Annotated in this window: 23 protein-coding genes; 17 read left to right on the plus strand and 6 right to left on the minus strand. The window is 69.7% G+C overall.

Annotated features, from left to right (window positions below; genetic code table 11):
* The first annotated feature begins 6 nt into the window (after window positions 1–6).
* The 3 genes from AC3B6C_RS15800 (at window position 7) to AC3B6C_RS15810 (ending at window position 4,443) form a co-directional block, all read left to right on the plus strand.
* Window positions 7–996 (plus strand): dienelactone hydrolase family protein, encoded by a 990-nt coding sequence (locus AC3B6C_RS15800; protein ID WP_488373419.1) that lies wholly within the window; start codon window positions 7–9, stop codon window positions 994–996.
* Window positions 997–1,095: 99 nt separating this feature from the next.
* Entirely contained in the window at window positions 1,096–2,958 is a 1,863-nt protein-coding gene (gene glmS, locus AC3B6C_RS15805) for a glutamine--fructose-6-phosphate transaminase (isomerizing) (protein ID WP_488373420.1), read from the plus strand.
* 9 nt (window positions 2,959–2,967) lie between these two features.
* Window positions 2,968–4,443 (plus strand): NAD(P)H-hydrate dehydratase, encoded by a 1,476-nt coding sequence (locus AC3B6C_RS15810; RefSeq protein WP_488373421.1) that lies wholly within the window; start codon window positions 2,968–2,970, stop codon window positions 4,441–4,443.
* Here AC3B6C_RS15810 and AC3B6C_RS15815 read toward each other — a convergent pair.
* Entirely contained in the window at window positions 4,391–4,975 is a 585-nt protein-coding gene (locus tag AC3B6C_RS15815; RefSeq protein ID WP_488373422.1) for a hypothetical protein, read from the minus strand. The genes AC3B6C_RS15810 and AC3B6C_RS15815 overlap by 53 nt on opposite strands.
* Window positions 4,976–5,058: 83 nt before the next feature.
* Here AC3B6C_RS15815 and alr point away from each other — a divergent pair, with 83 nt between their 5' ends.
* From alr to groL, 8 genes are all read left to right on the plus strand, one after another.
* Entirely contained in the window at window positions 5,059–6,243 is a 1,185-nt protein-coding gene (alr, locus tag AC3B6C_RS15820; RefSeq protein WP_488373423.1) for an alanine racemase, read from the plus strand.
* Window positions 6,240–7,379, plus strand: coding sequence for an alpha/beta fold hydrolase (locus AC3B6C_RS15825; protein ID WP_010841859.1), 1,140 nt, complete (start codon window positions 6,240–6,242; stop codon window positions 7,377–7,379). Before alr ends, AC3B6C_RS15825 begins: the two co-directional genes overlap by 4 nt.
* Window positions 7,376–7,852 carry a tRNA (adenosine(37)-N6)-threonylcarbamoyltransferase complex ATPase subunit type 1 TsaE gene (tsaE, locus tag AC3B6C_RS15830; RefSeq protein WP_010841860.1) on the plus strand — a complete coding sequence of 159 codons (477 nt, stop codon included), beginning with the start codon at window positions 7,376–7,378 and terminating at the stop codon, window positions 7,850–7,852. The genes AC3B6C_RS15825 and tsaE overlap by 4 nt, the downstream gene beginning before the upstream one ends.
* Window positions 7,849–8,607, plus strand: a complete 759-nt coding sequence (tsaB, locus tag AC3B6C_RS15835) for a tRNA (adenosine(37)-N6)-threonylcarbamoyltransferase complex dimerization subunit type 1 TsaB (protein WP_488376277.1) — start codon at window positions 7,849–7,851, stop codon at window positions 8,605–8,607. Before tsaE ends, tsaB begins: the two co-directional genes overlap by 4 nt.
* Complete coding sequence (gene rimI, locus AC3B6C_RS15840; protein WP_014926188.1) at window positions 8,604–9,113, plus strand: ribosomal protein S18-alanine N-acetyltransferase; 510 nt, start codon at window positions 8,604–8,606, stop codon at window positions 9,111–9,113. Before tsaB ends, rimI begins: the two co-directional genes overlap by 4 nt.
* Complete coding sequence (tsaD, locus tag AC3B6C_RS15845; protein WP_488373424.1) at window positions 9,110–10,156, plus strand: tRNA (adenosine(37)-N6)-threonylcarbamoyltransferase complex transferase subunit TsaD; 1,047 nt, start codon at window positions 9,110–9,112, stop codon at window positions 10,154–10,156. The genes rimI and tsaD overlap by 4 nt, the downstream gene beginning before the upstream one ends.
* A gap of 194 nt (window positions 10,157–10,350) precedes the next feature.
* Window positions 10,351–10,650, plus strand: coding sequence for a co-chaperone GroES (gene groES / locus AC3B6C_RS15850; protein WP_004019185.1), 300 nt, complete (start codon window positions 10,351–10,353; stop codon window positions 10,648–10,650).
* A gap of 134 nt (window positions 10,651–10,784) precedes the next feature.
* Complete coding sequence (gene groL / locus AC3B6C_RS15855; protein WP_010841864.1) at window positions 10,785–12,401, plus strand: chaperonin GroEL; 1,617 nt, start codon at window positions 10,785–10,787, stop codon at window positions 12,399–12,401.
* Window positions 12,402–12,505: 104 nt separating this feature from the next.
* Here the strand turns inward: groL and AC3B6C_RS15860 are convergent, their stop codons facing one another.
* The gene (locus AC3B6C_RS15860; protein WP_010841865.1) at window positions 12,506–12,802 is read right to left on the minus strand and encodes a WhiB family transcriptional regulator; all 297 of its coding nucleotides are present in this window, start codon (window positions 12,800–12,802) and stop codon (window positions 12,506–12,508) included.
* Window positions 12,803–13,217: 415 nt separating this feature from the next.
* Here AC3B6C_RS15860 and AC3B6C_RS15865 point away from each other — a divergent pair, with 415 nt between their 5' ends.
* From AC3B6C_RS15865 to AC3B6C_RS15875, 3 genes are all read left to right on the plus strand, one after another.
* The gene (locus tag AC3B6C_RS15865; protein WP_488357665.1) at window positions 13,218–14,171 is read left to right on the plus strand and encodes a hypothetical protein; all 954 of its coding nucleotides are present in this window, start codon (window positions 13,218–13,220) and stop codon (window positions 14,169–14,171) included.
* Between the two features lie 174 nt (window positions 14,172–14,345).
* Complete coding sequence (locus tag AC3B6C_RS15870) at window positions 14,346–14,933, plus strand: sigma-70 family RNA polymerase sigma factor (RefSeq protein WP_010841867.1); 588 nt, start codon at window positions 14,346–14,348, stop codon at window positions 14,931–14,933.
* Window positions 14,917–15,999: an anti-sigma-D factor RsdA gene (locus AC3B6C_RS15875; RefSeq protein WP_488373425.1), complete on the plus strand. Its 1,083-nt coding sequence runs from the start codon at window positions 14,917–14,919 to the stop codon at window positions 15,997–15,999. Before AC3B6C_RS15870 ends, AC3B6C_RS15875 begins: the two co-directional genes overlap by 17 nt.
* Window positions 16,000–16,122: 123 nt before the next feature.
* On the opposite strand, the gene AC3B6C_RS15880 is transcribed toward AC3B6C_RS15875, so the two are convergent.
* Entirely contained in the window at window positions 16,123–16,512 is a 390-nt protein-coding gene (locus AC3B6C_RS15880) for a DUF5319 domain-containing protein (RefSeq protein WP_004019191.1), read from the minus strand.
* 148 nt (window positions 16,513–16,660) lie between these two features.
* Between AC3B6C_RS15880 and guaB the strand changes: the two genes are divergently transcribed.
* The 3 genes from guaB to AC3B6C_RS15895 all read left to right on the plus strand — a co-directional run bounded on the left by guaB (window position 16,661) and on the right by AC3B6C_RS15895 (window position 21,475).
* Entirely contained in the window at window positions 16,661–18,172 is a 1,512-nt protein-coding gene (gene guaB, locus AC3B6C_RS15885; RefSeq protein ID WP_010841870.1) for an IMP dehydrogenase, read from the plus strand.
* An 87-nt stretch (window positions 18,173–18,259) separates the two neighbouring features.
* Window positions 18,260–19,417: a GuaB3 family IMP dehydrogenase-related protein gene (locus AC3B6C_RS15890; RefSeq protein ID WP_010841871.1), complete on the plus strand. Its 1,158-nt coding sequence runs from the start codon at window positions 18,260–18,262 to the stop codon at window positions 19,415–19,417.
* A gap of 279 nt (window positions 19,418–19,696) precedes the next feature.
* Window positions 19,697–21,475, plus strand: coding sequence for a GMC family oxidoreductase N-terminal domain-containing protein (locus AC3B6C_RS15895; RefSeq protein ID WP_488373426.1), 1,779 nt, complete (start codon window positions 19,697–19,699; stop codon window positions 21,473–21,475).
* 49 nt (window positions 21,476–21,524) lie between these two features.
* Here the strand turns inward: AC3B6C_RS15895 and AC3B6C_RS15900 are convergent, their stop codons facing one another.
* From AC3B6C_RS15900 to AC3B6C_RS15910, 3 genes are read right to left on the minus strand one after another with little or no spacing between them, the layout of a single operon-like run.
* A complete protein-coding gene (locus AC3B6C_RS15900; RefSeq protein ID WP_010841873.1) occupies window positions 21,525–22,127 on the minus strand; it encodes an energy-coupling factor transporter transmembrane component T family protein in 603 nt (200 codons plus the stop codon).
* Window positions 22,124–22,798 carry an energy-coupling factor ABC transporter ATP-binding protein gene (locus AC3B6C_RS15905; protein WP_010841874.1) on the minus strand — a complete coding sequence of 225 codons (675 nt, stop codon included), beginning with the start codon at window positions 22,796–22,798 and terminating at the stop codon, window positions 22,124–22,126. Before AC3B6C_RS15905 ends, AC3B6C_RS15900 begins: the two co-directional genes overlap by 4 nt.
* Window positions 22,799–22,817: 19 nt before the next feature.
* Window positions 22,818–23,444: a biotin transporter BioY gene (locus tag AC3B6C_RS15910; RefSeq protein ID WP_035717099.1), complete on the minus strand. Its 627-nt coding sequence runs from the start codon at window positions 23,442–23,444 to the stop codon at window positions 22,818–22,820.
* Window positions 23,445–23,453: the final 9 nt, after the last annotated feature.

A 23,453-nucleotide genomic window follows, 5' to 3' on the forward strand; every position in this document is an offset into this window, starting at 1 on the left:
TCTGCTGTGCCAGGCAAGAAGCAGCAGAAGCCGACGCAGTCGCCCGCGAAGCTGATGTCCGCGCTCGCCCGACGCGGCCCCCATCGCGTGTTGCGCGGGGACCTCGGGATCGTCGGGACACCGGGTGTCGTGTTCACTCCCGCCGAGGGCGAACGACTCCCGGCCGTCGCATTCGGCCACGGGTGGATGACGTCGGTGGAGCGCTACCGCGATCTGTGTCACCACCTCGCGTCCTGGGGCATCGTCGTCGCTGTTCCCGCGGGTCAGCGAGGTCTGCTGGCGTCCGACGACACGATGGCCGCCCAGTTGCGCTCGGCACTGTCGATCGTGACCCGAGTGCCGCTCGGCTTCGGCGACATCACCGTCGACCCGCGCAAGATCGGGTTCGCCGGCCACGGCTTCGGTGCCGCCGCCGCGATGCTGGCCGCGTCGGAGGGAGTGCTGCACGGCCAGCCGCAACCGCAGGCTCGCGGGGTGGTCGCGCTGTTCCCGGCGCCGACGACCGGCGCACTGCTGCCCGCGGCCCGGCGGGTGAGTGCGCCCGGACTCATCGTGTCGGCGATCGGTGAACTCGACACCATCGACGGCAACGCGCTTCCGCTGGCACAGGCGTACGGAACCGAGGCGGCCGCCGACCCTCGTCCCGCCGCCGTGCTGCGCACCCCTCCGGGTGCCACCTCTCGTGGACTGATCGAGCACCGGTCCATCAAGTCCCTGCTCGGCAGCAACGGCGCCGACAAGAAGACCCACACCGCGGCACGCGCCCTGACCACCGGGTTCCTGCTGCACACGCTCGACGACGACAGTCGTTACGAGGTCTTCGCCGACGCCGACACCGAGCTGGGGAAGGTGCCCGCGGTGGATCTGGACGATCCGCCGGAGGCCCAGGACAAGATCGCCAAGTTGCTCGGCGCGAAGGATCGCAAACGACGCCGCGCCGCGAGCCCGGTTCCGTCCGGCCTGCCGAACGCAGTGGTGCCCGACACCATCGAGTGACGGCCGTGTGACCGGACCCGACCGGGGTCTGTTGTGACCCGGCGCGGGACCCGACGCGCCGCGCTGCCACTCCCGCGTCCGCAGGTACGCTGACTAGCTATGTGTGGAATCGTGGGATACGTGGGGCGACGCGATGCCCTGGACATCGTCGTCGACGCGCTGCGACGGATGGAATACCGCGGGTACGACTCGGCGGGCGTCGCGATCCTCGACGGCGAGGGAAACACCGCGATCCAGAAGAAGGCGCTCCGGCTGGAGAATCTCGAGAAGCAGATCGCCACGGTCGGTCGCGAGTCGCTGGCCGGAACCACCGGCATCGGACACACGCGGTGGGCGACGCACGGCAAGCCGACCGATCGCAACGCGCACCCGCACGCCAGTGACGACGGCAAGCTCGCCGTCGTGCACAACGGCATCATCGAGAACTACGCGGAACTCCGCGCCGAACTCGAGGACGACGGCGTCGAGTTCGCGTCCGAGACCGACACCGAGACCGCCGTGCACCTGGTGTCCAAGTACTACGCGCTGGGTCCGACCGCCGGCGACTTCGTGGCGAGCGCCTACGCCGCGCTGCGTCGTCTCGAGGGAGCCTTCACCCTCGTGTTCACCCACGCCGACCACGCGGACACCATCGTCGCGGCGCGGCGGTCGACACCGCTCGTGGTCGGTGTCGGCAAGGGCGAGATGTTCCTCGCGTCGGACGTGACGGCATTCATCGAACACACCCGGGACGCGGTGGAACTCGGCCAGGACGAGGTCGTGGTGATCACCGCCGACTCGTACACGGTCAGCGACTTCGACCAGAACGTCCGCGCGGGCAAGCCCTTTCACATCGACTGGGATCTCGCGGCCGCAGAGAAGGGCGGTTACGACTTCTTCATGCTCAAGGAGATCGCCGAGCAGCCGCGGGCGATCGCCGACACCCTCCTCGGGCATCTGCAGAACGGCCGGATCGTGCTCGACGAGCAGCGCCTGACCGACGACGACCTGCGCGACGTCGACAAGGTGTTCGTGGTGGCCTGTGGGACCGCCTACCATGCCGGACTTCTCGCCAAGTACGCGATCGAGCACTGGACCCGGCTCCCGGTCGAGATCGAGCTCGCCAGCGAGTTCCGCTATCGCGACCCGGTGCTCGACCGCTCGACGCTGGTCGTGGCGATCTCGCAGTCCGGTGAGACGGCCGACACGCTCGAGGCGGTCCGGCACGCGAAGGATCAGAAGGCCCGCGTCTTGGCCATCTGCAACACCAACGGCGCGCAGATCCCGCGCGAGTCCGACGCGGTTCTCTACACGCACGCCGGCCCCGAGATCGGCGTCGCGTCGACCAAGTGTTTCCTCGCGCAGATCGTCGCCGCCTACCTCGTGGGGCTCGCGCTGGCACAGGCCCGGGGCACCAAGTACGCCGACGAGGTCGCCCGCGAGTTCGCGGCGATCGAGGCGATGGCCGACTCGGTCGCGCAGGTGCTCGGCACGATGGAGCCGGTGCGGGAACTCGCACGCTCGCTGGCGCACCACAACACGGTGCTGTTCATCGGCCGTCACGTCGGCTACCCGGTCGCGCTCGAGGGCGCGCTGAAACTCAAGGAACTGGCGTACATGCACGCCGAGGGCTTCGCTGCGGGGGAGCTCAAGCACGGACCGATCGCGCTGATCGAGGATGGGCTGCCGGTGATCACGGTCATGCCGTCCCCGGACGGGCGCGCGGTGCTGCATTCCAAGATGGTCAGCAACATCCGGGAGATCCAGGCCCGCGGTGCCCGCACGATCGTCATCGCCGAACCCGACGACGCGGCCGCCCGCGCCGTCGCCGACGAGTTCATCCCGATCCCGAAGACGCCGACGCTCCTGCAGCCGCTGGTCTCGACCGTGCCGCTGCAGGTGTTCGCGGCGAGCGTCGCGCAGGCCCGTGGCTACGACGTCGACAAACCGCGGAACCTGGCCAAGTCGGTGACCGTCGAATAGTCCGTCGGCATGCCGATCCGGTATCTGACGGCTGACGAGGTCCGCGACGCCGAGCGGGCCACGGGTGATCTGCTCACCGGCGGCGTCCTGATGCGCCGGGCGGCGTACGGCGTCGCCCGGGTGGTCGTGGCGGAGCTGAACCGGACCGGCGGCTGCTACGGACGGTCGGTCTGTCTCGTCGTCGGTGCGGGGGACAACGGGGGCGACGCGCTCTTCGCCGGCGCCGAACTGCGACGTCGTGGCGTGCGGGTCGACGCGGTCCTGCTCGCCCCGGACAAGGCCCACGCCGCGGGGCTGGCCGCATTCCGCGCTGCCGGCGGACGGACCGTCGAGCGGCCACCCGACGGACCCGACGTGATCGTCGACGGAGTGGTCGGGCTCGGCGGCCGCGGTCCGCTGCGGACGAACGCCGCGGAGATCTTCGCGGCCACCGGTCCGGAGACCACCGTCGTCGCCGTCGATCTGCCGTCGGGTGTCGATGCCGACACCGGCGAGGTCCACGACCCGGCGGTCCGTGCCGACATCACGGTCACCTTCGGGGTCCGGCGCCGCGCGCATCTGCTCGCCGCGCCGCAGTGCGGGCGAGTCGTTTCCGTCGACATCGGCCTCGGCGATCTCGTCGACCGGTCGGGTGGAACCGCCGAGCCGACGCTCAGCTCCCTCGATGATGATGAAATCGATTGGCCCACACCAGGTCCGGCCGACGACAAGTACACGCAGGGAGTCGTCGGGGTCATCGCCGGATCGCATCGGTACCCCGGCGCCGCCGTCCTCGCCACCGGCGCGGCGGTGACCGCGACCTCGGGGATGACCCGGTTCGTCGGATCGGCGCATGCCGAGGTGGTGGCGCAGTGGCCGGAGGTGGTCGCCACGCCCGAACTCGCCGACGCCGGACGCGTCCAGGCGTGGGTTCTCGGCCCCGGCATGGGTACCGACGATGCGGCGGCGGCGACCCTGCGCACGGTCCTGGGTACCGACCTGCCGGTTCTCGCCGATGCCGACGCCCTGTCCCTGATCGCGCGCGATCCGGGGCTGGTCGACGGGCGGGCGGCGCCGACGCTGCTGACACCGCATGCCGGCGAGTTCGCCCGGCTGACCGGCACCGAGCTGGGGGCCGACCGTCTCACCGCCGTCGCCGGCCTCGCCGCGAGGTGGGGTGTCACGGTGCTGCTCAAGGGGCGCATCACGCTGGTCGCCGACCCCACGGGTCACGTCCTCGGCAACGATGCCGGGTCGTCGTGGGCGGCGACCGCCGGCGCAGGCGACGTGCTGTCGGGTGTCGCCGGGGCGCTGCTCGCCGCCGGGAGATCACCGCAGATCGCCGGTGCGGCGGCGGCGCGCGTACACGCCCGGGCGGCCGAGCTCGCGAGTCGCGGCGCGCCGATCGGGGCGTCGGCGCTGCTGTCGGCGCTGCGTCCGGCGATCCGCGAGTTCACCACGCGGTCAGCACGAACACGAGCGGATACAGAGCCGTCAGCGCGGTGAACGCGGTGACCGACGACAACACGATCACGTCGGCGATCGTTCCCGCGCGCCGCAGCGCGCCGTGCCGGATCCGCTGGGTGAACGAGACGGCCAGCGCCGCGCAGGCGGCGATCGTCGCGAGCACCGCGACGCCGAAGGCGATCAGGGCCGCGACTCCGTAGCCGTCGGCGGGTTCATCGGCCATCGCGTGCCCGAGGGCGACCAGGAAGAACACCCCGGCGGTGACGAACGCCACCCATGCGACGGTGTTGGCCGCCCACGACACCAACGATGCGCGCAGGCCCGGGCGGGCGGGGACGGTGGGCGGGTCGACGGGCGAGAAGTGGGCGAGGTCGTGGGCGTCGTAGTCGTGGTCACCGAAGTCGTGGCCGGGGGCCGGGGGCGCGAGGCGGGTGGGGACGACAACGGCCTTGTCCTGCGGATTCGAGGTGGCGTACATGGTCACTTCCGGGGTTTCGGCGACGGATCGGGAACTGCGATGGGGTCCACTCAACCGTCCGGACGGACGGCCCGCATCGGTGTGACTACTCACTCCACGTCCGCAAGACGACGCCCCGCTCTCACTGCGGGCAGCCGAGACGAACCGGACCAGGCGATCTGGGACAATGGGCGACGATGACTTCCCCTGCTCTGACCGCGACCGTCGACCTCGGCGCGATCGCCCACAACGTCGACGTGCTGCGTGCCGCCTCGGGTACCGACGTGATGGCGGTCGTGAAAGCCGACGCCTACGGCCATGGGGCGCTACCGGTGGTGCGTGCGGTCCTCGCCGCGGGTGCCACCGAACTCGGTGTCGCCCACCTCACCGAGGCCGCGGCACTGCGGGCGGCCGGCATCGACGCCCCGATCACCGCCTGGCTGCACACGCCGGGTGCCGACTTCGCGGGTGCGATCACCGACCGCATCGACATCGCGCTCTCGTCGATCTCGCAGCTCGACGCGGTCATCGCCGCGGCGCGGCGCATCGGACAGACCGCCCTCGTGACGGCCAAGGTCGACACCGGCCTCAACCGCAGCGGTGTCGCCGTGGACGAATGGGCGGACTTCGCCGAGCGGGTCGCGAAAGCGCATGCGGACGGGTCGGTGACCCTGCGTGCGGTGATGTGCCACCTCGCGCGCGGCGACGAACCCGATCACCCGCTCAACGATGCCCAGGCGCAGCGGCTCGACCTCGCCGTGGCCGACCTGGTCCGTCTCGGCGCCGCGCCCCAGGTGGTGCACATCGCCAATTCACCCGCGGCACTGACCCGTCCGGATCTCGCCCGTGACCTCGTCCGGCCCGGGATCGCCGTCTACGGCCGCACCCCGGTACCCGCGCGCGGCGACTTCGGGCTGATCCCGGCGATGACCCTGACCGCGCGTATCGCGCTCGTGAAGAAGGTGGCCGCGGGACAGGGCGTGTCCTACAGCGAGACGTGGATCGCGCCGCGCGACACGGTGGTGGCCGTGGTCGCCGCCGGATACGCCGACGGCGTACCCCGACTGCTGTCGGGCCGGATCCGGGTCCGGATCGGAGACCGGCTGTTCGACGGTGTGGGCCGGATCTGCATGGATCAGCTGGTCGTCGACCTCGGACCGGACGGCGCAGGCGTCCGCGAGGGTGACGAGGCCGAACTCTTCGGCACCGGGGCATCCGGCGGCCCCACCGCGAAGGACTGGGCGGACACGATCGGCACCATCGACTACGAGATCGTTTCCCAGGTCGGGCAGCGAGTGGTCCGTCGTTACCTCGGCGCGGGGGCCACCGGGGTAGATTCCGAGGACACGGTGACACCCGGGAACGCGGGGACCGGACAGTGAGCGGGGCACCACTGGTGGACGATTCCGAACGCGTCGGACTGCTGGCCGGGGTGGCGGGAATCGCCGCCCTCGGCGGGATGGCAGCCGTCGGAGCGGCGCGCAACATCGCTCGCAAGAGCGTGGTGGGCCGCGCGGACCCCTATGCCGACGTCGATCTGACCGAGCTCTACGGCGAGCGCGCCACCACCGTCACCACCGACGACGGTCTGGAACTCGCGGTGCGGATCGTCGATCTGGGGACGGTGACGGCGGACACCGCACCCGACCTGACGATCGTGTTCGTGCACGGCTTCAGCCTTCGGTTGTCGAGCTGGCACTTCCAGCGAGAACAACTCGCCGCCGAGTGGCACGACCGCAACTATCGTCTGGTGTTCTTCGACCATCGGGGTCACGGTGAGAGCGATCCGGCACCGACCGAGACGTGCACGATCGCCCAGCTCGCCGACGACGCGGCAGCCGTGGTCCGTGCCACCGTCCCGGTCGGACCCGTTGTCCTCGTGGGCCATTCGATGGGCGGCATGACGCTGATGGGCCTCGCGCGCCGCCACCCGGCGCTGTTCTCGACCCATGGCCCGGTGGCCGGGGTGGGTCTCGTGGCGACGGCGTCGCGCGGTCTCACCGACGCCGGACTCGGTGAGGGACTGCGTAATCCGGTGGTGGACGCCTTCCGGATGAGTGTGCGCCGCGCGCCACGCCTGGTGCAGGCCGGGCGCGGACTGACCCGCTCCGCACTCGAACCGGTGCTCGTCGCAGCGAGTTTCGGGCCGACGTTCTACAGTCCGGCGCTCGGGGCCGCGGTGGACAAGATGATCCAGAGCACGCCCATCGAGACCATTGTGAACTTCCTGCACGCCTTGGAGATCCACGACGAGTCGACAGCCCTGCCGGTGATCGCGCAGGTTCCGACCACGGTCGTCTGCGGCGACCGGGACCGCCTCACGCCCCTGCGCAACTCGGTGCGGATGTACTCCCAACTCGGTGCCGATTCGCGTCTGGTCGTCGCCAAGGGCGCCGGGCACATGGTCCAGATGGAGGAGCCGGGTCTGGTGAGCGACGCGATCGCCGAACTGGTGGATCGGGCGCGGGTCGCGCTGCCGGCTCCCCGCCGACGCTGGTGGAAGCGGGGCCGCGGATGAGTGGGTTGGGTTCCGCCGGTACCCGCGAACTCCCCGACGTCGCCGACACCGAGGCCTTCGGCGCCGAGCTGGGGTCGACCCTGGCCGCGGGGGACGTCGTCATCCTCGACGGCCCGCTGGGTGCGGGGAAGACGGCGCTCGCCCGCGGGATCGGGGCCGGGCTCGGCATCGTGGGACGGGTGACCTCGCCGACGTTCATCATCGCGCGCGAACACCGACCGGGCCGGCCGGGCCGGCCGGGGATGGTCCACGTCGACGCGTACCGACTCGGCGGGGCCGGGAACGGTTCCGGAGTCCTCGACGAGCTCGACGCCCTGGATCTGGACTCCGACCTGGACGAGGCAGTCGTCGTCGTCGAGTGGGGCGAGGGGGTGGCCGAGCGGCTGGCCGAGCGGCATCTCGTCGTCCGGCTGCGCCGGGACCCCGATACCGATGTGCGACAAGTGGAGTGGGAATGGGTGAGTCCCGAATGAGTGTGACGCCGGGTGACGGACCGGGCAACGGGGGCGCGCGGCTGGTGCTGGCGGTCGACACGGCCACCGATTCGGTGGTGACCGGTGTGGCCGCGCTGCGCTCCGACCCCGGGCCCTCCGGGTCGGACATCCGGGTGCTCGCCGGACGCGTGGTCACCGACCATCGTCGGCATGCGGAACTGCTCACCAGCCTCATCGCCGAGTGTCTCACCGAATCCGGCACCGCCCGAACCGATCTGGCCGCGGTCGTGGTCGGTTGCGGCCCCGGTCCGTTCACCGGGTTACGGGTCGGGATGGCGACCGGCGCCGCGTTCGCCGACGCGCTCGGAATCCCGGCGTACGGCGTGTGCTCGCTGGATGCTCTTGCCGCCGAAGCCGTTCCGGGCGTCGACGCCACGTCACGGGTGCTCGTGGTGACCGATGCGCGCCGGCGTGAGGTGTATTGGGCGGTGTACGAGGGCGACCGGCGCCTGCGCGGTCCCGAGGTGGCCGCGCCCGCGGCGGTGGCCGAGGAACTCGCCGCCGACCTCGACGAGGGCCGGATCGGTGCGGTCGCGGGTTCGGCGGCCCACCTCGAACTCGCCGGCTGGACCGGTGGGGCTCCCGCGATCACGGTTCCGACGGTGCGGGGGCTGATCGAGGCGGCGCAGGCCGGCATCGTCGCCGACCGGGAACCCGAACCGCTTGTCCCGCTGTATCTCCGGCGCCCCGACGCCGTCGAGCAGAAGGCCCGCCGGGCGGGTGTGGCGCGATGACAACGCCCGAGCTGGTGATCGACGCCCTCACCTACGGTGACATCCCGCGCTGCGCGGCCCTGGAGCGGCAGATGTTCGCCGACGACTCGCCGTGGCCGGCCGCCGCTTTCCGGGCCGAGCTCAACGCGCCGTACAACACCTATTTCGCGGCGCGGGAACGCGCCGGAGCCGATGTCATCGGCTACGCCGGCATCTCCCTGCTCGGCCAGCCCGACGCCTGGGAGTGCGAGATCCACACCATCGCCGTCGACCCGGACCGTCGGGGTCGGGGAGTGGGCAAGGCGCTGCTCGAGGCCATGCTCACCGTCGCCGACGAGAACGACGCCCCGGTGTTCCTCGAGGTGCGCACCGACAACGACGTGGCGATCGCGCTGTACTCGCGGCACGGGTTCAGCACCGCGGGCCTTCGACGCAACTACTATCAGCCGTCCGGCGCGGATGCCTACACGATGCTGCGGCTCCCGGTGTCGGGGCGGCCGCTCGAACCCGAGGAGGGCCCGGCGTGATCGTCATGGGTATCGAGAGTTCCTGCGACGAGACCGGTGTCGGCATCGTCCGCTGGACACCGGGCGAGGGAGACACCCCGGGATTCGCGACGATGCTGGCCGACGAGGTGGCGTCCAGCGTGGACGAGCACGCCCGGTTCGGCGGCGTGGTCCCCGAGATGGCCTCGCGCGCGCATCTGGAGGCGATCGTCCCCACCATGCGCCGGGCGCGGGAGGCGGCCGGGATCGACCGTCCCGACGCCATCGCCGTCACCATCGGGCCGGGCCTGGCCGGTGCGTTGCTCGTCGGTGTCGCCGCGGCGAAGGCCTACGCCCTTGCCTGGGATGTGCCGCTGTATGCGATGAACCATCTCGGCGGTCACGTCGCGGTGGACACCCTCGAGCACGGACCCATGCCGGAATGCGTCGCACTGCTGGTGTCCGGCGGGCACACACACCTGTTGCACGTCACCGATCTCGCCGAGCCCATCGTCGAACTGGGCACCACGGTCGACGACGCGGCCGGGGAGGCCTTCGACAAGGTCGCCCGCCTGCTGGGTCTCGGCTTCCCGGGCGGGCCGGCGCTCGATCGTGCTGCCCGCGAAGGCGATCCGGGTGCGATCGCTTTCCCGCGCGGGATGACCGGTCCCCGCGACTCGCGGCACGACTTCTCCTTCAGCGGGTTGAAGACGGCGGTCGCACGGTACGTGGAGAAGTGCGAGCGCGACGGTGCGGAGGTCCCCGTGGCGGACGTGGCGGCCTCGTTCCAGGAGGCGGTCGCCGACGTGCTGACGATGAAGGCGGTCCGGGCGTGCGGTGACCTCGGGGTGGACACGCTGGTCCTCGGCGGAGGTGCCACCGCGAATTCGCGCATCCGGTCGCTGGCGGAGGAACGCTGTGCGGCCGCCGGGATCGACTTGCGGGTGCCGAAGCCGCGGTTGTGCACCGACAACGGGGTCATGATCGCGACACTGGGCGCCCACGTGATCGGCGGGGGAGCGCGCCCCTCGCCGCTGACCGTGGCGTCGGACCCGGCGATGTCGGTACGCGTCAGCCAGCTGTAGCGGACCGACCCCCGGTGGATACGCGAGGAGCGAACACGTCCGGGTTTTTGCAGCCTCCACCCTTGAGTGCTGGCACTCGCATGTATAGAGTGCTAGTTGGCACTGACTGAAGCCTCGGAACCCGCGACGACGGGGTTTTGCAGGGCCGTGAACGTGCAGATTCTTTCTCAGTACGAAAGTTGAGGACTCACATCGTGGCGAGCGTGAACATCAAGCCGCTTGAGGACAAGATCCTGGTGCAGGCCGTCGAGGCCGAGACGACCACCGCCTCGGGCCTGGTCATCCCGGACTCCGCCAAGGAGAAGCCGCAGGAAGGCACCGTCATCGCGGTCGGCGAGGGTCGGGTCACCGAGCAGGGCAACCGCGTCCCCGTGGACGTCAAAGAGGGTGACACCGTCATCTACAGCAAGTACGGCGGCACCGAGATCAAGTACGCCGGCGAGGAATACCTGATCCTCTCGGCGCGCGACGTCCTCGCCGTCATCGGCAAGTAGGACCGGTACCGAGAACTCCGGCCGAGTCAGACCCCGCGAGCCTTTTTCGCGTCTCACATCGCCCCGGCGCCCCGTGCAGGGGTACCGGGGCGATGTGCGTTGCGGCGACCGGCTCCCGTTGCAGAAAGTGATATATGGCCAAGCAGATTGAATTCAACGAAACCGCGCGTCGGGCGCTCGAGCGAGGCATCGACCAGCTCGCCGACACCGTCAAGGTCACCCTCGGCCCGCGCGGCAGGCACGTGGTCCTCGCCAAGGCATTCGGCGGACCGAGTGTCACCAATGACGGCGTCACCATCGCGCGCGACATCGAGCTCGACGATCCGTTCGAGAACCTCGGTGCCCAGCTGGTGAAGTCCGTCGCCACCAAGACCAACGACGTTGCGGGCGACGGCACCACGACCGCAACGGTTCTCGCGCAGGCAATGGTCAAGGCGGGCCTGCGCAACGTGGCCGCAGGCTCCAATCCGATCGCCCTCGGGCAGGGCATCAGCAAGGCTGCCGATGCGCTGAGCGAAGCGCTGCTGGCCGCTGCGACCCCGGTCGCGGGCGAACAGTCCATCGCCCAGATCGCCACCGTGTCCTCTCGAGACGAGGAGATCGGCGAGATGGTCGGAAAGGCCATGACCGCGGTGGGCGCCGACGGTGTCGTCACCGTCGAGGAGGGCTCCGGATTGAGCACCGACCTCGAGATCACCGAGGGCGTCCAGTTCGACAAGGGCTTCCTCTCGCCCTACTTCGTCACCGACGTCGACAGCCAGGAAGCGGTCCTCGAGGACGCGTTCGTCCTGCTCTACCGCGACAAGATCAGCTCCCTGCCGGAGTTCCTGCCGCTGCTGGAGAAGGTCGTCGAAGCGGGCAAGTCGCTGCTGATCATCGCCGAGGACGTCGAGGGCGAGCCGCTGTCGACCCTCGTCGTCAACTCGATCCGCAAGACGATCCGCGCCGTCGCGGTCAAGGCGCCGTTCTTCGGCGACCGCCGCAAGGCATTCCTCGAAGACCTCGCGGTCGTCACCGGTGGAACCGTGGTCTCCTCCGACATCGGCCTGAGTCTGTCGACCGTCGGTCTCGAGGTGCTCGGCTCGGTTCGTCGCGTCGTCGTCACCAAGGACGCCACCACCCTCGTCGAGGGCGCCGGCACCAAGGACGCGATCGCGGACCGTTCGGCCCAGCTGCGGCGCGAGATCGAGCAGTCCGACTCCGACTGGGACAAGGAGAAGCTCGCGGAGCGTCTGGCGAAGCTCTCCGGTGGTGTCGCCGTCATCCGTGTCGGCGCGGCCACCGAGACCGCGCTCAAGGAGCGCAAGCACCGCGTCGAGGACGCCGTCGCGGCGGCCAAGGCCGCGGTCGAAGAGGGGATCATCCCCGGCGGTGGCTCGGCGATCGTGCAGGCGTCGAAGAAGCTCGACGCACTCGCCGATTCGCTGACCGGCGACGAGGCCCTGGGCGTGCGCGTCGTGCGCGACTCGGCGCGGGCGCCGCTGTACTGGATCGCCGCGAACGCGGGCCTCGACGGCGCGGTCGTGGTCGACAAGGTCGCCGGTGCGGCCGACGGCTCGGGTTTCAACGCCGCGAGCCTCACCTACGGCGACCTGGTCGCCGAGGGCATCATCGACCCGGTGAAGGTCACCCGGTCGGCGGTCGTCAATGCGGCGTCGGTGGCCCGGATGGTGTTGACCACCGAGACGGCCATCACCGAGCGGCCGGCCGACGAACCGGCCGGTCACGCCGGTCACGGGCACGCGCACTGACGTAGACCCCTCGAGGTCACGAAGTCGACGAGAACACGAGAGCCGGGCATCCTTTCGGGGATGCCCGGCTCTCGCCGCTGTCGGGTGGGCTCGACGCCCTGGACTCAGCTGGCCATACGGCGGCCGACGCCGCGCTTCATCAAGATGCTGCGCTCGGATTCGGAGAGACCGCCCCAGATGCCGTACGGCTCCGCGACCGCGAGGGCGTGCTCCCGGCACTGCGCGATGACCGGGCACTGGTGACACATTTCTTTGGCTCGCCGCTCGCGCTGCGCTCGGGCCCGGCCGCGTTCGCCGTCCGGATGGAAGAACATCGACGAGTCGACGCCGCGGCAGAGTCCTGACATCTGCCAGTCCCAGATGTCAGCGTTGGGGCCGGGGAGATGATTGGGCTGAGGCATGACAGCTACTCCTTGTCGTGGGCCGCACCGAGGTGCTCGGTGAGAAACGTCGATTTCCTGCAACGCTGAACTCACATTAAGCGGGCCTGAGAAATGGCGTCAATAGGCCCCAAATGGGACATGATTGCCGCGAAAGTCTCAGAAATGTTAACGGCGGGTTAGTTCGTCTCCGACGGATAGCACAGCTGTGACCAGACATTCCGTTGCCCCCCGAATCAGGTGACTCCACCCCATTTGAGCTGGGTATTCACTCGACATGACGTAGTCTTTCCCCGGTGCGCGGAGTGTGAGGGTGTGGTGACGTCGATCGAACCGATTTACACGTCGGAAATCTTCCGATGATGCACCCGTGATCTGTCTGGAGAATTAACGTTGGGAATCGTTCGTTAAATTCATGCAAACCAAAAGAGTTCGAGTGACCAAGAACACCTGGCAGGCGTTCGAGAATGCCGTTGAGCTGCGTCGACACCCGTCGATGGAGCCCGCGGTGGCTCCGCTGTTTCGGGCCTGGGCCGACGCGGTCTCATCGGGTGGGCGCGGGGAGTACGCCGGCGCGCTCACGGCACTGACGGAGCTGGAGAGGGTGATCGGTCCGTCGACGGGCCCGGCGGCGTCCCTCGCCCCGGAGACCGCACTGTTGTCGCTGTGTCAGAGCACCCGTGCGTCGCTGGTTCGCCAGGCCGGGCGTCACCGGATCGCCTCCGGAATCGACGGCCGGTCCCTCCTCACCGTCGGCATCCCGGACAGCCGGCCGTCGACGGGCTCGCCGGACCCGGCCGAGGTGTCGCTGACGCGAGCCGCGGTCGCGGACGGACTCGTCGGGCTCGCGGCCGACAATCTGGGTCTGCTGAGGTTCGGTGCCGCGCGCCGGCTGCTCGACCGGGCGAGGGCGGTCCTCGACGCCGTGGACGGTCCATCGTCGGGAACGACCCCCGACGGTTGGTCGTGGCGGCCGGCGGACGCGGACTGGACGACGGCGACCCGCTGCCGACTGCGCTGGGAATGGGTGAGCGCCGAACTCGGTCTGTATCGCGGTGACGTCTCGACCGGGCTCGACCATGCCCGGGCGGGCGCCTCGCTGATCCGGGAGATGCACGACGCGGGGACTCCGGTCCCGGCCCGGCATCGCATCAAGACCGCGCTCATCGCCGCTGCCGCCACCGCCGGTGGAGGGGACAGGGGCGGCGCGGCCACGGTTGCGCGGGATGTCGTCGCCGACGCTCGCGACGAGGGTCTGCTCCCGCTGGAGTGGGCGGCGATGAGCCTGCTGCTGGGTACCGGAGCGGCGTCCGAGGGCGACATCGCGCGCCACCGCGAGCTCCGCGCCACGCTGATCGGCAAGGGCATGGCGCTGATGCCGGGGGGTTGATCGCTAAGGTGTGTTGGGGTCTGCCACGTCATCGCCGCCGGGACGTCGGAGAACGCTGCTCGCCAGTCGCGTTCCACGACGGTCGCCACCGGCGGCGTCACCGTGCTGGGGCCCGTACCAGGACTGGCGGCGAGGCCGGTTGGCCGATCTGTAACACGGGGATTCCTACGCGCGATGAAATTGACAGGTGGTGAGTTGAACGACGCCGTCCGGGCCGCGGGCCAAGGCGATCGTGCCGCTCTCACGTCAGTTCTCGAAAGCGTGCAGGAGCCGATCCTGCGCTACTGCCGAGGACGCATCGGGGTCGGGGAACGTCATCTGTTCTCCGCCGACGACATCGCGCAGGAGGCTTTGATGGCGGTGATGACCGCATTGCCCCGTTACCGGGACCAGGGCAAACCGTTCATGGCCTTCGTCTACGGCATCGCGTCGCACAAGGTTGCCGATGCCATGCGGGTGGCGGCGCGGGTGAAGTCGGACCCGGTCGAGGAGATCCCCGAGGTCTCGCACGTGACCGGCGGTCCCGAGCAGTTCGCCATCGACGCCGACGGCAGCAGGCGGATGAGAGCCCTGCTGGGCATCCTGCCCGAGAAACAGCGCGAGGTGCTGGTCCTGCGGCTGATCGTCGGTATGTCGGCGGAGGAGACCGCCCAGGCCATCGGCAGCACCGCCGGAGCGGTGCGAGTCGCCCAGCACAGGGCATTGGCGAAGTTGAAAGACGAGTTGAGACGGACAGGAGGTCACGATGAGCGGACAGTCTGATTGGCGTAGACGCCGTGTCGTCGGCGGTGACCAGCCGAATCGACCCGGCCAGCCACCGGTGCATCGGCGTGCGCCCGGTTCGAGCGGTCCGGCGCCCACCGGCCCCGGACCCCTGGACCCGGTCCCGTCGGGCGCGAATCCCGGGTTCGATCCAGCCGCCCACGATTTTTCCGCAGCCGACGACTCGCTGGACCTCTCCGAGGTCAACTTCGACGAGAACTTCCTCGACGCGCTCACCCGGGACGTGCCTGTGCCGACCCGGGACGCCGCGGAGTACCAGCTGGCCGAGATGCTGTCGGGCTGGAAGTCCGAGATCATGTCCACCCCCGAGCCGGAGCTGGTCTCCGTCGACGACGTCGAGCGCGCGATCGGGACCACCGAGCGGGCGAGCCGCGGACGCCGCATGGTGCGGCACCTACGCGTCGTGTCGGGTGCGGCCGCGATCGTCATCGTCGCCGCTGCCGGTCTGACCGTGCTCTCCGAGGGCTCGCAACCCGGCGATCCGCTGTGGGGCATCAAGCAGGTCGTGTTCTCCGAGGCCGCGTCGCAGACGCAGGCGGCGCACGACGTCCGTACGAATCTCGAGCGTGCCGAGGCCGCGATCGCGGCGGGTGATCCGGTCGCGGCCGCCAGTCTGCTGGCCGAGGCGAAGGACCGCATGGGTCCCATGGGCGACAACGAGATGCGCGACGAGATGACCGACTGGATGAACCGCATCCGCGCGGGCGCGGGTCTGCCGACGGAGGTCACCGATCCCACGACGCCGGGCGGCGCGGAGCAACCGGCCACGACAGAGCCGACTCGACCCGATCTGACCAGCCGTGAGGACGATCCGTCGGCACCAGGCGAGTCGACCCCGCCCGGTGGCGGGTCCGACGATCCGACCGCGCCGTCCGAGGAGACGAGCGAGCCGGAGGTCCCGTCGTCCGCACCGCCGTCGAGCGGACCGGCTCAGCCGTCCGCGCCGTCGTCGAGCACCAAGGTCACGCGTTTCCCGGCCGAGATCCCCGGGATTCCGTGGACCCCGCCGCCCGGCGTGGACGCGTCGGGTCGGCCGATCGGCTGACCGGACGCCGCAACGACGGTCGCCGATCACGAGCCCGGATTCACGAGTGAGGCCCCGCACCGGACCGGTGCGGGGCCTCACTCGTGGTTGTGACGTCGGGGAGTCGGCGGATCGCCGGGTTCGTCAGCGTTCGTCGTCGAGATGGCTACGCGCGTCGGCGTAGCCGCGGCAGTAGTCCCACGTGACGTAAGCGTCGGGGCGTGGGTCCACGGCCGGCTCGTGGGGCCGCACGGTGCCATCGATGAGAAGCTGGATCAGATTGGCGCGCAGCATGTCCCAGTCGTGGTAGTGATCCTCGTGGCAGTCCTCGCAGACCACGACGAGACCGCGCACACCGCGATTGGTCAGCAACGCCTCGTACAGTGCGAGATCGGCGAGATCCTCTTCGACCGCGAGCCGCTCGTTCTCGTCCAGCGGGATACCCGGCTCCACGCTGTCCAGTGCGGATGCGGGGTCGCTGGGATCGTCGGCGAACGGATCCGGCGGGAGGCCGGGTGGCAGGTGGTCACGCACATCACCACCGTAGCCGATCCGCGGCTGGTCGCGCCGCAGGCATTCACCGGTCCCGGACGCCGGTGATGCGGACGGGTCGGGCCGTCTCACCGGCACGAAGACGCCTGTGTGACGATCGCCGCACCAGGGGAGTCGATACGATGGTCCGATGACTGCTGTTCGTACCGGTGGAGACGATCCCGGCAAGGTCGCGATGCTCGGCCTGACCTTCGACGACGTCCTGTTGCTGCCCTCGGCGTCGGACGTGATTCCCAGCGAGGTCGACACCTCGTCGCGGGTGACCAAGAACGTGACGCTGCGGGTCCCGCTGGTGAGTTCGGCGATGGACACCGTGACCGAGTCCCGGATGGCGATCGCGATGGCGCGCGCCGGCGGCATGGGCGTCCTGCACCGAAATCTGTCCATCGAGGAGCAGGCCGGCCAGGTCGAGACGGTCAAGCGCTCGGAGGCCGGAATGGTCACCGATCCGGTCACCTGCACGCCGTCCCACACGCTCGCCGAGGTGGACGCGATGTGTGCGCGCTACCGCATCTCCGGCCTGCCGGTCGTCGATGAGAAGGGTGAGCTCGTCGGCATCATCACCAACCGCGACATGCGGTTCGAGGTCGACCAGAGCCGTCCGGTCGCCGAGGTCATGACCAAAGCGCCGCTCATCACCGCCCAGGAAGGGGTCTCCGCGGAGGCCGCGCTGGGACTGCTGCGCCGGCACAAGATCGAGAAGCTGCCGATCGTCGACGGCAACGGACGCCTGACCGGACTCATCACCGTCAAGGACTTCGTCAAGACCGAGCAGCATCCGCTCGCGACCAAGGACTCCGACGGACGGCTTCTCGTCGGTGCCGCTGTCGGTACCGGTGACCCGCAGTGGGACCGTGCGATGGCACTGGCCGACGCCGGCGCCGACGTGATCATCGTGGACACCGCCCACGCGCACAACCGGCTCGTGCTCGACATGGTGGCCAAGCTCAAGGCCGAGGTCGGCGATCGGGTGGACGTGGTCGGCGGCAACGTCGCGACCCGTGAGGCCGCGCAGGCCCTCGTCGATGCCGGTGCCGATGCGGTGAAGGTCGGCGTCGGACCGGGTTCGATCTGCACCACGCGTGTCGTCGCCGGCGTCGGCGCCCCGCAGATCACCGCCATCCTCGAAGCCGTGGCGGTCTGCCAGAAGGCAGGCGTCCCCGTCATCGCCGACGGCGGTCTGCAGTACTCCGGCGACATCGCCAAGGCGCTCGCCGCCGGTGCGTCGACCGCGATGCTCGGCTCGCTGCTCGCGGGCACCGCCGAGGCCCCCGGCGAATTGGTCCTCGTCAACGGCAAGCAGTTCAAGAGCTACCGGGGCATGGGCTCGCTCGGTGCGATGCAGGGGCGCGGGCAGGCGAAGTCGTACTCCAAGGACCGCTACTTCCAGGACGACGTCCTCAAGGAGGAGAAGCTGGTTCCCGAGGGCATCGAGGGGCGCGTGCCGTTCCGCGGCCCGTTGTCCCAGGTCATCCACCAGCTGGTCGGCGGCCTGCGTGCCGCCATGGGTTACACCGGCGCCTCGACGATCCCGGATCTGCAGACCGCGCGGTTCGTCCAGATCACCGCGGCCGGACTCAAGGAATCCCATCCGCACGACATCACGCTGACCGCCGAGGCGCCCAACTACTACTCCCGCTGAACTCCCCGAGGTCGTTCCCGCCGGATTCGTCCGGCGGGCCAGGCCGTATGGTCGTTGTGCAGCTGAACCCCGCAGAAAGGCGCAGTGGTGCGTGACCTCGTCGAAATCGGCATGGGCCGGACGGCCCGACGGACCTACGAACTGGGCGACATCAGCATCGTCCCCTCCCGTCGGACCCGTTCGTCCAAGGACGTCTCCACGGCGTGGCAGATCGATGCCTACCGTTTCTCCTCACCGATCCTGAGTCATCCGACCGATGCGTTGGTGTCGCCGTCGGTCGCGATCGAGCTCGGCAGGCTCGGTGCGCTCGGTGTGCTGAACGGTGAGGGGCTGTGGGCCCGTCACCGCGACGTCGAGGCGAAGATCGAGGAACTGGTCGCGATCGCGGCCGGGGATCCGGATCCCTATGCGGCGGTTCGGCATCTGCAGAAGCTGCATGCGGCTCCGCTCGACAGCGGGCTGTTGGGTGAGGCCGTGGCGCAGGTCCGCGAGGCCGGCGTCACCACGGCCGTTCGGGTCAGCCCGCAGCACGCGCCGGAACTGACCCCGGCTCTGTTGGCGGCCGGGGTGGAGATCCTGGTGGTCCACGGGACGATCATCTCGGCCGAGCACGTGGCGCAGGTCGACGCCGACGGCACCCAGCGGGAACCGCTGAATCTGAAGACCTTCATCGCCGATCTCGACGTACCCGTCATCGCGGGCGGCGTGCACGACCACCGCACCGCGCTGCACCTGATGCGGACGGGCGCGGCGGGCGTGATCGTCGGTTACGGTTCGGCCGCCGGGGCCACCACGACCGGCGAGGTCCTCGGCATCGGTGTCCCGATGGCGACCGCCATCGCCGACGCCGCCGCCGCGCGTCGCGACTACCTGGACGAGACCGGTGGTCGCTACGTGCACGTCATCGCCGACGGCGACATCCACAGCTCGGGCGACCTGATCAAGGCGATCGCCTGCGGAGCGGACGCCGCGGTGCTCGGAACCTCGCTCGCCACAACGAGTTCGGCACCCGGCAACGGCTGGTACTGGCCGTCGGCCGCCGCGCACCCGGACACCCCGCGCGGTGCCCTTCTGCAGGTCGCCGCGGGTGAGGACCGTCCGAGTCTCGAGCGGGTCCTCAACGGGCCCTCCGACGATCCGTACGGTGAGCTCAACGTCGTCGGTGCGCTGCGTCGCGCCATGGCGAAGGCCGGGTACTGCGATCTGAAGGAGTTCCAGCGCGTGGGGTTGTCCGTCCACGCCTGATCTCCGTGCCTGCTCCCAAATCCGAAAGAACCACAGACCCGCTGGCGGCCCTGCTCCCTGAGGAGCGCCCGGAGCTTGCGGAGGGCGCGTCACGAAGGGTCTGGCGACCGAGGCTGCGAAACCCTTCGTGACGCTCGCAAGCTCGCTCCTCAGGGACCGGGGGCTTTCGTAGTCCACGACGGCCGCCAGGCCGCAGTTACTGAGGAGCGAGGAGCGCTAGCGACGAGCCTCGAAGGGTTAGGGTGACCTGGGTCTCTTTATGTGACAATGCACGTTAGTATGGTCATCATGGGTTTCGACAGGTCCACCGAACGCGCCACCGACTTCGACGTCCTGATCGTCGGCTCCGGCTTCGGCGGCAGTGTGAGTGCGTTGCGTCTCGTGGAGAAGGGGTATCGCGTCGGCGTCGTCGAGGCGGGGCGTCGTTTCGAGGACGAGGACTTCGCCAAGACCAGCTGGCGCCTCAACCGGTGGTTGTGGGCGCCGAAGCTGGGTCTGTACGGCATCCAGCGCATTCATGCGCTCAAGGACGTGATGATCCTGGCCGGCGCGGGGGTCGGCGGCGGATCGCTCAACTACGCCAACACCCTGTACAAGCCCCCGACACCGTTCTTCACCGATCCCCAGTGGAACCACATCACCGACTGGGAGGACGAGCTCGGTCCGTACTACGACCAGGCGCGCCGGATGCTCGGTGTGGTCACCAACCCGACGGTCACCGCCTCCGACCGCGTGGTCGCCGAAGTCGCCGCCGAGATGGGTGTGGGCGACACGGTGACCCCGACCCCGGTCGGTGTGTTCTTCGGTGCGAAGACGGGTCTGGCCGGGGCGCCCGGTGAGACCGTCCGCGACCCGTATTTCGGCGGTGCGGGCCCGGACCGGACCGCCTGCACCGAATGCGGAGCGTGCATGACCGGGTGCCGGGTGGGCGCCAAGAACACCCTGCTGAAGAACTACCTCGGTCTCGCGGAACGCAACGGCGCCACCATCATCGACCGCACCACGGTGGACTCGCTGCATGAGCGCGCCGACGGTGTCTGGGAGGTGGGTACGCATCACTCGTCCTCGTGGGGGCCGCTCGGACGTCGTCGACGCACGATCACCGCGGGTCAGGTGATCCTCGCGGCCGGCACGTTCAACACCCAACGACTCCTGCACCACGCGAAACTCGGTTCGCTGCCCCGGATCTCGGATGCGATGGGCCGGCTCACGCGCACCAACTCGGAGTCGATCCTGGGTGCGATGGGTTCGCGGATCGACCCGGAGAACGACTACTCGCGTGGCGTCGCGATCACCTCGTCGTTCTATCCCGAGCCGAACACGCACATCGAGCCGGTGCGATACGGCAAGGGCTCCAACGCGATCGCGTACCTGCAGACCCTGCTCACCGACGGGGGGAGCCGGCGTGACCGGTTCGGCCAGTTCCTGCGGCAGGTCGCCCGCAACCCGTTCCTGCTGGTGCGGTTGCTCGTGGTGCGGCAGTGGAGCGAGCGGACCGTGATCGCGCTCGTCATGCAGAACAACAACAATTCGTTGACCACGTTCGTCCGCAAGCGCGGACCGCTGCGGTATGTCACCAGCAAGCAGGGTCACGGGGAGCCGAACCCAACGTGGATTCCCAAGGGCAACGAGGCAACTCGCCGGATCGCGGCGAAACTGAACGGCGGCGTCGCCGGCGGGACCTGGGGCGACATCGTCAACATGCCGCTGACCGCGCACTATCTCGGCGGGTGCGCGATCTCCGACGACCCGGACGACGGCGTCATCGACCCCTACCAGCGTGTGTGGAACTACCCGACACTGCACATCGCCGACGGCGCGTCGGTGTCGGCGAACCTCGGTGTCAACCCGTCGCTGACGATCTGTGCGCAGGCGGAGCGGGCGGCGGCCCTGTGGCCCAACAAGGGTGAACAGGATCGACGTCCGGCGCAGGGCGAGCCGTACCGCCGCATCGAGCCGACCACGCCGACGTCGCCGGTGGTCCCGGCCGACGCACCGGGCGCTCTGCGATTGCCGATCATCCCGCTCACACCGGTCACCGCCCAGCGGATCTCGTAGCAACAGTGCGCAAATAGCGCGCACTGTGACTACGAAATCCCAGTTCGCCTCAGTCCAGTCCGCGCGCGGTCAGCGTGTCGGCGAAGCCGTCGGCGGTACGCAGCGCGGCGAGTACGACCGGGGCGACGAGGATGCGCGGACCCGGCCGCAGCCCGCGCGCCTTGCGCGCTTCGTCGACCTCCCGCACCACCTCGACCATCAGCGGGATCGCCCGGATGGTCAACGCCAGTGCGAGGGCGATGAGGTCGACGCGCACCCCGAGACGGGCGAGGGGACCGAGCGCGCGGACGATCGTGTCGAGCATGTCGGTGGTGCGGGTGGTCAGCGAGACGACCGCCGCGAGCGCGACCGACAGTGCGAGCACGCCGCAGACGACCACCGCTCGTCGCCAGTCGGTGAAGACGACCTGGAAGGCGAAGATGAACAGCAGCAACCACAGCAATGGTCGCAGCTGACGCCAGGCCTCGCGGGGACCGATGCCTCCCAGCGCGTAGACGCACGCGACTCCGACCGTGGCGATGCCGAGCGCGGTCAGCGAGCGGACCGTCAGTGAGAGCACCAGGATCAGCACGCCCATCGCGACGAACTTGACGCCCGCCGGCAGGCGGTGCAGCACGGTGGTGCCTGGGCGGTAGACGCCGAGGACGTTCACGACATCATCTCGCGGTAGGCGGCGAGCGCGGGTCGGGGTTCGTCGTCGGCGACGACACGTCCCTCGTCGACGACGATGACGCGGTCGAAATCGGCCAGGATGTCGAGGTCGTGACTGACGACGACTAGTTGCTCGTCGAGTGTCGCGAACACGTCGGTGAGCATGCGGGTGTTGCGCAGGTCGAGCAGGGTGGTGGGTTCGTCGGCGACGATGATCGCGGGGTCGGTCACGAAGATCGACGCCAGGGCGAGGAGTTGTTTCTGTCCGCCCGACAGCCGCTGCGCGGGATGGTCGGCGTGGTCGCCGAGTCCGAAGCGCGCGAGTACCTCGAGGGCCCGGTCGGCGCGTGCGGCCTTGCCGAGACCGGTTCGGCGGAGCGACAGTTCGATGTCCTCGCGGACGGTCGGCATGATGATCTGACGGTCGGGGTCGGAGAAGATGAACCCCACCCGGCGTCGGATCTCGCGCTTGTTCTTCGCGACGGTGAGCCCGTCGACGGTGACGGTCCCGGAGTCCGGGATGACGAGGGCGTTGATCATCCGCGCCAGCGTCGACTTGCCGCTCCCGTTGGCGCCGACGATGCCGATCCGCCTCTCCGCCAACGTCAGTGAGACCTCGCGCAGGACGACGCGGTCGCCGTAGGCGTGGGAGACGTCGGTGAACTCGATCATCGCCGGCGGGGCGGGACGGTCAGCCGGCCACAGAGCCGGCGCGGCGCGGGCGCAGGGGTTCGATGAGACCGGGGCGGCCGCGGTGGACCTGCGCGGCGACCAGGGCTGCGACGACGACCTTGGCGATGTCGCCGGGGATGAACGGGCCGTTGGTGGTGATCGCCGCCCACACGGTCAGGTCGGTGCGGATGAGCAGGCCGAGGACCCCGCACGCGTACAGCACGACGATGCCGCCGAGCGCGTTGATGCCGATGCCCCACAGCACGCGGTACTTGCCGGAGCCCGTCGAGATCATGATCGCGGTCAGCACGCCGATGACGATCACCGCGGGCAGGAACCCGATGAAGTATCCGGCGGTCGGGGACGACAGCGCGGTCAGGCCGTTGCGCCCGCCGGACAGGATCGGGAGCCCGGCGATCGCGAGGACCATGAAGATGATCACGGCCAGCGTGCCCTTCTTCGGGCCCAGGACGGCGCCGGCGAGGATGACCCCGAGCGATTGGAGGGTGATGGGCACACCGCTGGTGCCGATGTTGATGGTTCCCGGCAGACCGAGCGCGGCGATCAGCGCGGCGAACACGGCGGCCTGGGTGAGGTCGCCGATGCTCAGCGACCAGCGGTTGGGGGATTTCGGCGATGCAGTCATGTCGATTCC

Source organism: Gordonia sp. 11cp (assembly GCF_057767225.1).